At 71.3% G+C, this 11630-nt stretch carries 16 protein-coding genes; 4 read left to right on the plus strand and 12 right to left on the minus strand.

From position 1 onward, the window contains the following. The 4 genes from F1D61_RS27950 to F1D61_RS27965 all read right to left on the minus strand — a co-directional run bounded on the left by F1D61_RS27950 (window position 1) and on the right by F1D61_RS27965 (window position 1866). Window positions 1–381 carry a hypothetical protein gene (locus F1D61_RS27950; RefSeq protein WP_203155314.1) on the minus strand — a complete coding sequence of 127 codons (381 nt, stop codon included), beginning with the start codon at window positions 379–381 and terminating at the stop codon, window positions 1–3. A gap of 65 nt (window positions 382–446) precedes the next feature. Beyond that, a complete protein-coding gene (locus tag F1D61_RS27955; RefSeq protein ID WP_060850927.1) occupies window positions 447–662 on the minus strand; it encodes a hypothetical protein in 216 nt (71 codons plus the stop codon). Between the two features lie 186 nt (window positions 663–848). Then, on the minus strand, window positions 849–1343 hold the full coding sequence (locus F1D61_RS27960; RefSeq protein ID WP_200601448.1) for a PRC-barrel domain-containing protein: 495 nt from the start codon (window positions 1341–1343) through the stop codon (window positions 849–851). Window positions 1344–1428: 85 nt separating this feature from the next. Further along, window positions 1429–1866, minus strand: a complete 438-nt coding sequence (locus tag F1D61_RS27965) for a hypothetical protein (protein ID WP_203155315.1) — start codon at window positions 1864–1866, stop codon at window positions 1429–1431. Window positions 1867–2236: 370 nt separating this feature from the next. Between F1D61_RS27965 and F1D61_RS27970 the strand changes: the two genes are divergently transcribed. Together F1D61_RS27970 and F1D61_RS27975 are read left to right on the plus strand one after the other, a co-directional pair. Beyond that, complete coding sequence (locus F1D61_RS27970; RefSeq protein WP_060850609.1) at window positions 2237–2482, plus strand: hypothetical protein; 246 nt, start codon at window positions 2237–2239, stop codon at window positions 2480–2482. Window positions 2483–3046: 564 nt separating this feature from the next. Further along, the gene (locus tag F1D61_RS27975) at window positions 3047–3793 is read left to right on the plus strand and encodes a MauE/DoxX family redox-associated membrane protein (protein WP_203155316.1); all 747 of its coding nucleotides are present in this window, start codon (window positions 3047–3049) and stop codon (window positions 3791–3793) included. A gap of 143 nt (window positions 3794–3936) precedes the next feature. On the opposite strand, the gene F1D61_RS27980 is transcribed toward F1D61_RS27975, so the two are convergent. Then, on the minus strand, window positions 3937–4212 hold the full coding sequence (locus tag F1D61_RS27980; RefSeq protein ID WP_060850607.1) for a hypothetical protein: 276 nt from the start codon (window positions 4210–4212) through the stop codon (window positions 3937–3939). A 254-nt stretch (window positions 4213–4466) separates the two neighbouring features. On the opposite strand from F1D61_RS27980, the gene F1D61_RS27985 reads away from it, so the two are divergent. Together F1D61_RS27985 and F1D61_RS27990 are read left to right on the plus strand one after the other, a co-directional pair. Continuing rightward, window positions 4467–5342 carry a Dps family protein gene (locus F1D61_RS27985; protein WP_203155317.1) on the plus strand — a complete coding sequence of 292 codons (876 nt, stop codon included), beginning with the start codon at window positions 4467–4469 and terminating at the stop codon, window positions 5340–5342. Window positions 5343–5493: 151 nt separating this feature from the next. Continuing rightward, window positions 5494–6189 (plus strand): VIT1/CCC1 transporter family protein, encoded by a 696-nt coding sequence (locus F1D61_RS27990; RefSeq protein WP_200601455.1) that lies wholly within the window; start codon window positions 5494–5496, stop codon window positions 6187–6189. A 133-nt stretch (window positions 6190–6322) separates the two neighbouring features. On the opposite strand, the gene F1D61_RS27995 is transcribed toward F1D61_RS27990, so the two are convergent. The 7 genes from F1D61_RS27995 to dsbD all read right to left on the minus strand — a co-directional run bounded on the left by F1D61_RS27995 (window position 6323) and on the right by dsbD (window position 11614). Beyond that, a complete protein-coding gene (locus tag F1D61_RS27995) occupies window positions 6323–6709 on the minus strand; it encodes a rhodanese-like domain-containing protein (protein ID WP_203155318.1) in 387 nt (128 codons plus the stop codon). An 88-nt stretch (window positions 6710–6797) separates the two neighbouring features. Further along, window positions 6798–7262 carry a YeeE/YedE family protein gene (locus F1D61_RS28000; protein ID WP_246775578.1) on the minus strand — a complete coding sequence of 155 codons (465 nt, stop codon included), beginning with the start codon at window positions 7260–7262 and terminating at the stop codon, window positions 6798–6800. 3 nt (window positions 7263–7265) lie between these two features. Further along, window positions 7266–7688 carry a YeeE/YedE family protein gene (locus F1D61_RS28005; RefSeq protein ID WP_203155319.1) on the minus strand — a complete coding sequence of 141 codons (423 nt, stop codon included), beginning with the start codon at window positions 7686–7688 and terminating at the stop codon, window positions 7266–7268. A gap of 192 nt (window positions 7689–7880) precedes the next feature. Then, window positions 7881–8345: a DsrE family protein gene (locus tag F1D61_RS28010; RefSeq protein ID WP_413231059.1), complete on the minus strand. Its 465-nt coding sequence runs from the start codon at window positions 8343–8345 to the stop codon at window positions 7881–7883. Then, window positions 8329–9123 (minus strand): L,D-transpeptidase, encoded by a 795-nt coding sequence (locus tag F1D61_RS28015; RefSeq protein WP_203159320.1) that lies wholly within the window; start codon window positions 9121–9123, stop codon window positions 8329–8331. Before F1D61_RS28015 ends, F1D61_RS28010 begins: the two co-directional genes overlap by 17 nt. 44 nt (window positions 9124–9167) lie before the next feature. Further along, window positions 9168–9815, minus strand: coding sequence for a DsbA family protein (locus tag F1D61_RS28020; protein ID WP_200601458.1), 648 nt, complete (start codon window positions 9813–9815; stop codon window positions 9168–9170). A 38-nt stretch (window positions 9816–9853) separates the two neighbouring features. Beyond that, the gene (gene dsbD / locus F1D61_RS28025) at window positions 9854–11614 is read right to left on the minus strand and encodes a protein-disulfide reductase DsbD (protein ID WP_203155320.1); all 1761 of its coding nucleotides are present in this window, start codon (window positions 11612–11614) and stop codon (window positions 9854–9856) included. Between the last annotated feature and the right edge of the window lie 16 nt (window positions 11615–11630).

Genomic DNA, 11630 nt, shown 5'->3' on the forward strand with positions numbered 1-11630 from the left:
CTATCGGGTAGGCTCGTTCGCGGCGGTCGTCCCGGCCGACGAGGCCGGTCTTTCCGCGTGCGGACCATCGGCCGAGATCGCCGTATCCTGCAAGGGCGCCCCGGTCGAGGGCGCCTGGACAGTCTCGGGGTCGGTCGGTACGCCCGGGCCAGTCAAGGCCTGCCCATCGCCGAGCAGGCGCCGGCCCGACGCGATGACCTGGAGGATCTGGCGGTCGCCCCCTGCGGCCATCGCAGTCCGCTGCAGGTGCCGCAGCCGTTCGATGAGGTTCGGCGGTGCCGCCGCAGGGTCCTGCAGGCCCGCCTCGACCAGGGTGGTCACCACCCGTTCCAGGCGTCCGAAGGCCCGGCCGTCGACACAGTGGGTTCGCTTGCGTCCCATCGCCCTCTCCGTTGCCGTCCAGACCGGCGCCGAAGCCCCGCAGGCTCGAGGGCGACGTCCGCGATCTAGATCGAGGTCGGGTTGGCCGCCGCGTCCCGGGTCGTGCGGCTCCGGGACGCGACGGCCGGATGGGTGACCCGCTCGGCGAAATCCCACGTCGAACCGTCGTAGCCCTCGTACCAGGCCCGGCGCTCGCGGGAATCCAACGGGTAGTTGCAGGCATCCCGCGGGCGCCCGAGGGCCCTGGCGCGGGAGCCCTGCTTGATGATGTCCATGATCATCGCCACTCTTTCCGCTGTCTCGATGTTGATGACGCAGTTCAGAGTAGCGTCCGGATCCTGGCAGGCGACAAGAGGTTTCGCCGAGCCTCGCCGTTCTCACCGACGCCTGTCAGGTTTACCCCGACAGCGTCTGCGCACGGGAGTGCTTGAGCGTGGCTCCGCGGGCACGGAGCCACGCGCGACGGATCAGGTGTTTCGGTTGTACTTGAACTCGGGCGCGTTCTTGAGGGCGTCCTTATCGGTGTCGACCATCGCCTTGAGCTTGCCGTCCGCCTTGTGCAAGAAGATCGACGAGGGGTCGACCACCACGTAGCGCTCGCCCATGCCGAGGAAGCCGCCGACGCTGACGACGACGCCGGTGACCGTCTTGCCGTTGTCGATGACGAGATCCTCGATCTCCCCGACGGTTTCGTTCTTGTTGTTGTAGAGGTTCTTGCCGACGAGCCTGGACGAGGTCACCTCGGCCGGCTTGGCGGTGACGAACTTGATCTTGGCGGTCGCGGTGTCAGCCATGGTCATGCCGCCTGCGTTGCCGGCCGGGGCCGGCATCGCGGCGCCGGCCGGCGGCGGCGTCATCGGTGTGGTCTGGGCACCGGCGGGCGGCTGCGCCGCCTTGTCCTGGGCGAGCGCGGGGCCGGCGAGCAGGGCAGCAGCGAGGGTGGTCGCGAGAAGCGTCTTCATGGGTTCGCCTCGGTCAGGTGGGAAGGGAGGTCCCGGCGGGATGGGACCGCCAGGATCCGGGTGCGGGTCCGATGGACGAAGGAACTCAGTAGCCGCAGCTGCAGGCGGGCTGGCCGTAGCCGTACCCATAGCCCACCGGGGCGTAGCGGTAGCCGTATCCGTAGCCGCCGTAATAGGCAGGCCTGGCTGCGGCCGCGGCGAGGCCGAGACCGAGGCCGGCCGCCAGCCCGAGGCCGCGATGGCCGCGGCGGTACCCGTAGCCGTAGCGTCCGTAGGGGCGCCCATAGCCGTACCGGGCCCGCGAGAGGCCGTAGCGGCGGTACCCGCCGAAGCGCCGGGTGTGGGGGCGCAAGCCGATCGAATGGTGACCACGGAAACCGTGGCGGAGCCCGCCGTGATGGCCGCCGAAGCCGCCATGGTGGAAGCCGTGCCCATGGCCGCGCCCGAAGGGCCGGGCCTCGCTCGCTGACGAGAACAGCATCAGGCTCGATGCGGCCGCGAGGGCCAGTGCGAGACGTTTCATCGGTTTCAACTCCGTGATGGTGGTGGCTGACCCTTGCGGGCCACGACCGTGACGGGTTCGACGAGGTGGCCTGTGGCTTTTGGCCCGCGGGTCGCAGGGTCCTCTCGCGCCGGCCCCTGCAGCGACCGGGCTCGGTGCCTCGGTCTCCCCGCTTGCCGAAGGATCTGTGGCGCCGGGGATGGAGGCGCAGTCGGAGAAGACCGCAATCCTGTCGGGACAAACCTGACACGCCCCTGGACGCGCCTTCGCGGGCGGCTTGCGCCGGCCGAGTTGGTTTACGAAAGCTTAGGCTCGAACCTCCGACCCTTGCTGCGCCAAGGCACGGGCGGCGGTTCCCGGTCCGCCTCAGCCACCGAGACGGGAGAGCGACATGAAGAAGGCCATCGTTCGGACGGCGCGGTTCGCCTGGGGCGGCTGGGCGGGGCCAGGCCCGGTGGCCGGAACGGCCGACGCATCGGGCCCCACCCTCCCGACGGACGGGTCGATCGAGGATTGGGCACGCCTCGGCGGCGGCCTGGCCTCGACCCATCCCGATCTCCTGTCCGGGCATGGCGGCATCGTCACGGATGAGTACGCCACCGGATGTCCCGGTCATGTCGTGCCGCCATCACCCTGACGCCGGCTCGGTCTCGTCGGTCCTGCAGGCCCCGTCGACATGTCGACGATGGCGGCGCTGGCCGAGCGCACTGCCGCGGCCCGGCAACGACAACCGGCATGGTGCCATCGCGTGGCTCCTTTGGGCTGCGGGCGGGGTCGGGCTGTGTCTGGCCCTTGTCCTTGGCGTTGCCGCCGTCGCCGGGTCCTGAACCCGGCGGTCCGTGCGAACCAATTGCGGGGCGCAAACCCACTGGTCCCGGAGCGGACCGCACCAGGGCAATCCTTCGTGACCCATTTCACGCTTCGCAAAGGCCGCTGGAGACAGCTCGCCTTCGGGCCTCGCCCCGGCTCGCCACGGACCTCCGACGTGGTCCTGGCGATCGTCGCGATGTCCTCCCTAGCCGGTCTGTGCCTGCTGGCGGCGGCAAACGTGGTCGGCCACGGGGCCGTGATGCACGGATGACCGGCATGGTCACCCACGGGCCGTCCCAGGGCCGTATGACGCGTCACATCGGCCTGTACCCGCTCCAGGGTCCGGCGGGTTGTCCCTCGAACGGGACCACCGGCAACGATGAGCCGATCCATGCTCGACACGACCCGCAGGGCCACCGTCTACCGGATGGTCATGGAGAAGCATGTCTGCCCATACGGGCTGAAGACCAAGGACCTGCTCGAACGCGAGGGCTTCCAGGTCGACGACCATTGGCTGACCACGCGCGAGGAGACCGACGCCTTCAAGGCCGAGCATGGCGTGAAGACCACGCCGCAGACCTTCATCGGCGGGCAGCGCATCGGCGGCTACGACGACCTGCGGCGACACCTCGGCAAGGCCGTGAAGGATCCGAAGGCAACGAGCTACACACCCGTCGTCGGCGTATTCGCGATGACCGCGCTCATGGCGCTTGCTGCGAGCTACGCCGCCTACGGGACGCCGCTGACGACCCGGGCGGGCGAGTGGTTCATCGCCTTCAGCATGTGCGTGCTGGCCATCCTGAAGTTGCAGGACGTCGAGATCTTCTCGTCCATGTTCCTGGGCTACGATCTGCTCGCCCGCCGCTGCGTGCGCTACGCCTACGCCTACCCGTTCTGCGAGGCCCTGGCCGGCGTGCTGATGGTCGCGGGTGCCCTGAACTGGCTGTCGATCCCGGTTGCGCTCGTCATTGGCACGGTCGGCGCCGTTTCAGTATTCAAGGCGGTCTACGTCGACAAGCGCGAGATCAAATGCGCCTGCGTCGGCGGCTCGGGGAGCGTGCCGCTCGGTTTCGTGTCGCTGACCGAGAACCTAATGATGGTCGGCATGGCCATCTGGATGCTGTTCGCGCACCACTGAGCCGCCCGCAAGCAATAAGGCTGTACAGCCCGCATCCGCAGCGATGCTCGCCAGAACCTCGTCGGCCGGAGGTGTCGGATCTGCAGTGGAACGCTGCCGTCATGACTAGCACGATTTCCGGATGATGACGCCCGGTACTTGTCTCAGGGGAAGAGAAACATCCCACGATACGACGAAGGGGTGGTGCCGCGCCACTCCCGATCGAGCTCCAAGCTGACATCGTTGAGATATGACGCGATCCGTCGGAGCGCCCCGGGATCCCGACAGGCGATCGTGACCCCGATCCTGAGAGGACTCCCCCCGTGACGGCGCAGCACCGACTTCGCCATCAGCGCGACCTCACGCTCGGTCTGAGCCGTCAGGACGCGCAGACCGGCCGGCGTGGCCAGCGTCACCTCGTAGTCGAATGCAACCGTCACGGGTCAATCTCGTCGGCGCAGGGGTCCGGGGACTGCCCCGGATCGAAGGCTCGGTAACGGTCGAAGTCCGGATATCGATCCATTGGCGCCCACCGCGCTCGAGCCATGGCCTGACCCCGCAAGACCCTGTGGCGGGCCGTCAAACCTTAAATTCCCTGTCACTCAGGAACGTCGGGTGCGCCTCGTTCGTCCTTGTCGACCGGGCAGGACCTTCGGCCTGCTTCATCCGGCATGATGCTCACCCAAGGTTCCCCATGACCCGCTCGATCCCGTCCCTTGCGTTCGGACTTCTGCTCGTCTCAACGGCCCTGTCGCCCGCGCTGTCCCGTGATGCCACCCTCGCCCAGGCCAGGGGGACTGCCCCCTCGGCCAGCCAGATCCTCGCCCGCGTTCAGGTCGCCCAGGCCGACCGGACCGCACCCGCGGCGGACCCGCAGACCTCGGGAGCGCGGACCGACGGCGTCCGCCAGTCCTCGCAGACCCAGGTCGGCAGCCGTCAGCCAACCGGCGCGTTCCCGACGAACGAGATCAGCCGTCAACCCGTCATCGACCTCGGCGCCGGCGAGGACGGGATGAAGAAGGACGTCGCCGCCCTGCAGCAGACGCTCACCGAGCTGCAGCAGCTCCAGCTCCAGACCAAGCAGGCGCACTGGAACGCATCCGGCACGCTGTACTACCCGCTGCATCTCCTGCTGCAGGAGCACTACGAGGGGCTGTCGAAATATGCCGACACCATCGCCGAGCGGCTGCTCGCCGTCGGCGCCTCGGCGGACGGGCGGGCCAACACCATCGTGAGGACGTCGGGCGTCCCGGAAATCCCGGGCGGCTTCCTCGACGACGCCCAGATCCTCGCCTGGTTCACTAACGCCTACAAGCGCGTCGGGGAGGAGGTGAACGCCGCGATCAAGGCGACCGAGAAGGTCGACCCGACCACCTCCAACCTGCTCCAGGAAGTCGAGCACGGCATCGCCAAGTACCAGTGGCAGATGCGCGCCCAGCTCCAGCGCACCGGCACCGATCCGAATACCGGGTGGGACCTCAACGACAACAAGCCCATCGACCTCCAGGGACAGCTGGGCACGGGCCAGAACCCGGGGCAGAGCCAGAACCCGGCGCAAAACAAGCCGTGACGACGACCCCGGTAGCCTGCCTGTGCGGCACGGCTCCCGGGGGCGGCCGAACCGAGGCCGCGGCCCTGCTTCATGCTGCCGCGACACGGATGCACCATGACACGCGGCGCGATGCGGTTTCCCGCACCTGCCCCCGGAGATCCCGACCCCGATGCGCCCCGTCCACGCCGAGAGGCACCTCATCGACCGTATCGGCTGGCTGCGCGCCGCCGTGCTCGGGGCCAATGACGGCCTCGTCTCGACCGCCAGCCTGATCGTGGGCGTCGCCGCCTCCGCGGCCGGGACTGGCGAGGTCCTGGTCGCCGGCTGTGCCGGGCTCGTGGCCGGAGCGATGTCGATGGCGGCGGGCGAGTACGTCTCGGTCAGTTCCCAGGCCGATACCGAACAGGCCGACCTCGCTCGCGAGCGCGGGGAACTTGCCGACGATCCCGCGGCCGAGACGGAGGAGCTGGCACGGATCTATGTCGACCGCGGGCTCGACCACGCGCTGGCCGTGCAGGTCGCCGAGCAGCTCATGGCCAAGGATGCCCTCGGGGCCCATGCCCGGGACGAACTCGGCATCTCGGACTTCACCACGGCTCGGCCGGTCCAGGCCGCCCTGACCTCGGCCGCCACCTTCTCGGCGGGGGCGGCGCTGCCGCTCCTCGTGGCGGTCGTCTCGCCGGCGAACCTCGCCGTCTACACCGTGTCGGGCGCCTCGCTCGTCTTCCTGGCCGTCCTCGGTGCCCTCGGTGCGCGCGCCGGCGGAGCGGCGGTGCCGAAGGCGATGGCGCGGGTCGCCTTCTGGGGCGCCCTCGCCATGGCGGTCACCGCCGGCATCGGGAGCTTGGTCGGCAAGGCCGTGTGAGGCGACGTGGCACGCAGTCGACGGGCTGTGTCGTCCAGCAAAGGACCGGTCCGATCTCGGTTGCGCTCATCGGAACCGGCACGCCGGGAACGTCCCGTCGGGAGGCAGGGCGCGGGCGGGGCTTCGGCGGCGGTCAGGCCGGCTCCACCACCCCGCCGGCCTTCTCAAGCGCGGCGAACCCCCCGGCGACGTGGGCGACCGGACCGAGCCCCATCTCCTGGAGCGCCTTGGCGGCGAGCGCCGAGCGGTTGCCCGAGGCGCAGTAGAGGATCAGGCTCCGGCCGCCCCCGAGCTCGGCCTTGTGGGTCGGGCTCGCCGGGTCAGCCTGGAATTCCAGCACGCCGCGCGGGACGTGGACCGCACCGGCGATCCGGCCGGTCTTGGCCAGTTCCTCGCTCTCGCGGACGTCGACGAGCACCGTCTCCGTCCGGGCGAGGCGGGCCAGCGCCTCCTCGGCCGACAGGGTCGTCACCTCGCGGTTGGCCTCGGCCACCAGGTCCTTCGCGCTCTTCGTCGTCATGCTCGCCTCCATCGCTCGCTCCATGCCGCGCCCTCGAGGGCGTCGCGCGGGGTCTTCGGGTAACGCCGACCGTTCGCGTCGGGCCCGGTCACGCGCCCCGCGCCTCTGGACGGATGCCGCCTCGGCGGGCGTCTTGATCGGTTGCGGGTTCGGGCACGAGGCGGACCAGCAGCATGCCGGCGATCATGGCGGCCACGAAGGTTGCGGCCTGGGCCGGCGCCACCGTCAGGAGGGTGAGGGCCGGCCCCGGGCACAGGCCGGCGAGGCCCCAGCCGAGGCCGAAGATCGCCGCACCGGCGACTAGGGGCAGGTCGAGGTCGCGCCGGGTCGGGATCTCCAACCGGGGCGCGAGGAGCGGCCGGCCGCGACGCCGCGCCGCCAGGGTGCCCAGTGCCGAGACCGCGACGGCTCCCGCCATCACGAAGGCGAGGCTCGGGTCCCAGTGGCCGGCGAGGTCGAGGAAACCAAGCACCTTGGCCGGATCGCTCATCCCGGAGACGAGGAGGCCGAGGCCGAACAGGAGGCCGGCGGCGAAGGCGGAGACGGTTCTCACGGCTCAGGCTCCGATCAGGTGACGGGTGACGAGGACGGTGAGGATGGCCACAGTCATGAAGGTGACGGTCGCGGCCATCGAGCGGGGCGACAGGCGGCCGAGGCCGCAGACGCCGTGGCCGCTGGTGCAGCCGGAGCCGAGGCGCGAACCGAACCCGACCAGCAGGCCCGCCACCGCCAGGAGGGGGAGCGAGGCGCCGACCGTCACGGCGGGCAGACGCGCGACGAGGCCGTAGGCCAGCGGCGCCAGGACGAGACCCGCGAGGAAGGCGACCCGCCAGCCGGTCTCGCGCGAGGGCGCGGCCAGAAGCCCGCCGAGGATGCCGCTGATGCCGGCGATGCGCCCGTTGAGGATGAGGAACAGGGCGGCGGAGGTGCCGATCATGGCGCCGCCGATGAGGGCGCTGACAGGCGTGAAGCCATCCATAGTGGTCGCTCCCGAGCGTCGGTCCGGGCGATGCCCGGATGCTTCGCGGAGGACGCCGTCCCCCGCGAAGTCATAACATTAGGTGATACTCAATTAGCATATCCTAATGTTTTGGCAAGAGCGGCTGCGGCTCTCCGGCCTGGAAGGCGTGCGCCGGTGCGCGAGCGGCGCCCATCCACCCTCGGTGCCGGATCAAGGGTGGATGTAGGAGAAGCCCATGCCCTGCAGGCGCGCCAGTTCGGCGACGCCGCTCGGCACCACGTCGTCCTCGGTCACGCCGTAGAGCGTCCCGCGGTCGATCCTGCGCTCCCGCAGGGTGTTGGCGCAGACCAGGAACCGGACGCCCATCGCCTTGAGGGCGTCGATCCGCCCGGCGAGGTCCTTGTCGGTCGCGGCCGCCTGGAACAGCGCGACCCCATCGCCGTGGCTCACCACGCGGATCTCGACATGCGTCCGGCCGACGGCCTCGACGTGGTTGCGCAGGTTGCCGAGCAAGCGCCGGACATAGGCGGGGCCGTCCTGGCCGCCATCGTTGTGGTAGACGACCTTCTGGTCGGCGTAGTACCCGGCGGGCGCCTCCGAGCCGGCCTGGACCGGCCCCGCGCCCAGGGCTGTGAGGACGATCGCGAGCACCAGCCCCTTAAAGACCTTCATCATTCGCCACTCCCTCTGGTATCGGCGCTTCCGTGGCCTCGCGGGACAGGCCGTCGAGCCCGGCATGATCGAGACCGTCATCCGGTTGCAGCCCGGCGGGCACGCCCCGCCCGAGGCTGCCGGTCATCTCCGGCCCGGCTGGCCGCGCCGCATGGGCGGTGCCCCGCGATCCCAGCACCACGACCCTGGTGCCGGTGGGCACGCGGCGATGCAGGTCGATGACGTCTTGGTTCAGCATGCGGATGCATCCCGAGGAGACCGCCTCGCCAATGCTCCACGGCTCCGTCGTGCCGTGGATGCGATAGAGCGTGTCCTTGCCGTCCTTGAACAGGTAGAGCGCCCGCGCGCCGAGCGGGTTCCTCGCCCCGCCCGGCATGCCGCCGGCCCAGCGCCCGTTCCGCTCCGGGTCGCGCCGGAGCATGTCGGGGGTCGGCGTCCAGCGCGGCCACGACGCCTTGCGGGCGACCGTGGCCTCGCCGGTGAACTCGAAGCCGGCCTTGCCGACGCCGACCCCGTAGCGCATCGCCTTGCCGCCCTCCATCACGAGGTAGAGGAAGCGCCGCTGGGGGTCGACCACCAGGGTGCCGGGCGGCTCCCGCGTCGGGTACGCGACGACCTGGCGGACGTTGCGGGCCTTGAGGTCGTGCGGGTCGACCGCCTCGACGGGAAAGGGCTCGTCGGTGATCGCCGCGTAGCGGCGCGACACTTCTGGGGGCACCTGCGGCCGGGCCTCCGCGACCGGGCCTTGTGCCCCCATCGAGGTGGTGCAGGCGCCGAGCATTGCGGCGAGCGCGACCGGCGCCGGGAGACGGAGGAGCCGCCGCCTCACGAACGGCCTCCGTTGGGGGCCTTGGCGCGGGCCTGGGCGGCGGCCTGCCGGAAGCCGTCGTAGTCGAGGGCCGCCGCGACCTTCAGCTGGCCGATCAGGAAGACCGGCGTTCCCTGCAGGCCCAGCGCGTCGGCCTGGTCGAGGTTGCGCTGGAGCAGGGCCGCGATCTCGGCCCGATGCGCCGTCGCGTCCTCGTCCAGGCGGGCCATGTCGACGCCTGCGGCGGCCACCGCGTCCCGCATCCGCTCCTTGGGGATCTTGCGGCCCGGAATGGCCATGAGGGCGCGGTGTACCGTGTCGTAGCGGTCCTGGTAGCGCGCCGCGAGGGCGAGCTGTGCGCCATAGACCGAGGCGTCGCCGAGGATCGGCCAGTCCTTGTGGACGAGGCGGATGCGCCCGTCCGTCTTCACCAGGCGGAGAAGATCGGGCTCGGCCTTCTTGCAGAACGGGCAGTTGTAATCGAGGAAGGCGACGATGGTCAGATCGCCCTTCGGGTTGCCGGAGACCGGCGCCTCGGGGTCGTTGAGGATCGCGTTCGTGTCGATCCCTTGGGCGAAGGCCACCTCGGTCCGCAGACCGGGCGAGAGCAGGGCGGGCGCGAGCGTGGCGGCGGGCAGAAGGGCGAGCAGGGTCCTGCGGTCCATGACAATCTCCATGGCTGGTGGTGGGTCGAAGGGGCGGATCAGGCGCCGACGAGGGCAAGGCGGCGCGTCAGGTCCTCGACCGTGAGCTCGCCCTCGGTGCGGGCCTCGCGGACCTCGCCGCCGTCGGGGCGCAGCAGGATCAGGGTCGGCGGTCCGACGACCGCGAAACGCTGCATCAGGGCGCGGGCGTCGGTGTCGTCCCGCGTGACGTCGGCCCGGATGACCGAGACGGATCGCAGCCGCTCGCGGATGCCTGCATCGGCCATGACGGTCCGCTCGTTCGTCCGGCAGACGGTGCACCACGCGGCGGCGAATTCGACGAGCGCCGGCTTGCCCTCGGCCCGCACCGCCGCGAGGGCCGCCTCGAGCGCCGGGACGGAGGTGATCGTCCGGGCCTCCGCGACGCGAACCTCCTGCCCTTGGCCGAGGCCGGCGAGCGGCCGCAGCGGGTCTGTCCCGCCTGCCGCAGCGCCGACGAGGAGGGCGCAGCCATAGGTCACCGCGACGATGCCGGCGGTCTTCGCGAGACGTGACGCGACCCCGGCCCCGATCGGGTCGAAGGCGCCGACGAACACGCCGGTGCCGACCGCCAGCAGGCCCCAGAGCGCGAGCGTCGCCTCGGGCGGTGCAAGGCGGGACACCATGGTGATCGCGAGGCCGAGGAAGACGACGCCGAAGGCCTGCTTGGCGGCGACGAGCCAGGGGCCGGAGCGCGGCAGGATCCCCGCCCCGAACGTGCCGACCAGGATCAGCGGCAGGCCCATGCCGAGGCCGAGCGCGAACAGGGCGGCGGCGCCGCGGGCCACGTCCCCGGTCCGGGCGACGTACAGGAGGGCCGCGGCGAGCGGCGGGGTCACGCAGGGGCCGACGATCAGCGCGGAGGTGAAGCCCAGGATCGCGGCACCGCCGAGCGCGCCGAACCGGCGTCCGCGCAGGCGGGACAGGCGGGCGGCGACGCCCGAAGGCAGCGCGAGGTCGAACGCGCCGAACATCGACAGGGCCAGCGCGGCGAAGGCCGCGGCGAGCAGCCCGAGGGCCGCGGGCGTCTGGAGCGCGACCTGAAGGTTGCGTCCGGACCAGGACGCCGCCACGCCGAGCGTCCCGTAGGCCAGCGCCATCGCGAGCACGTAGGTGCCGGACAGGACGAAGCCGCGCCCGGCCGAGAGACGCTCCCCGGAGCGGGCCAGCATGCCGGCGAGCACCGGCACCATCGGCAGCACGCATGGGGTGAAGGCCAGGAGCAGGCCGAGCCCGAGGAAGGTCGCGAGCACCCCCACGAGCGGGCCCGCGAGCCATCCGCTCCCCGCCCCGGGGGGCTCCGCCGACGGGGGCGCATCGGCAGAGGGACTCACCGTCACGGCCGCGCTCTCCGGGCCAGGCGCGGGCACCGCGACGACCCGGGTGACCGGCGGGTAGCAGATGCCCTTCTCGGCGCAGCCCTGGTAGGTGACGCGCAGGCCCGCCACCCCGGCGAGCGACGCGGCCGGCACTACGGCTTCGGCCGCGCCGTGGTAGATCTCGGTCGGCCCGAAATTCGGATCGTCCTTGGTCTCGCCGGACGTCGTGCGCAGGGGAAGCTCGCGGCCGTCGGCATCGGCGGCGGCGAGCTTGTCGCGGTAGAGGTAGGTGCCGGGGGCGATGGTCCAGCGCAGGCGCAGCGACAGGTCGGCGTCGCGGGTCGCCGCGAGGGTGAACGGCATCGGCCGTGCGGCCGGCTCGCCGCACTGCCCCGGCGACCAGAGCGCGGATCCTGCCCAGAGTAGGGCGGCGAGGACGAGGTGGGCGAGAATGGTCGGCATCGGCGGGGCCCGGGTT

Origin of the sequence: Methylobacterium aquaticum, from assembly GCF_016804325.1 — a bacterium.
Taxonomy (GTDB): Bacteria; Pseudomonadota; Alphaproteobacteria; order Rhizobiales; family Beijerinckiaceae; genus Methylobacterium; species Methylobacterium aquaticum_C.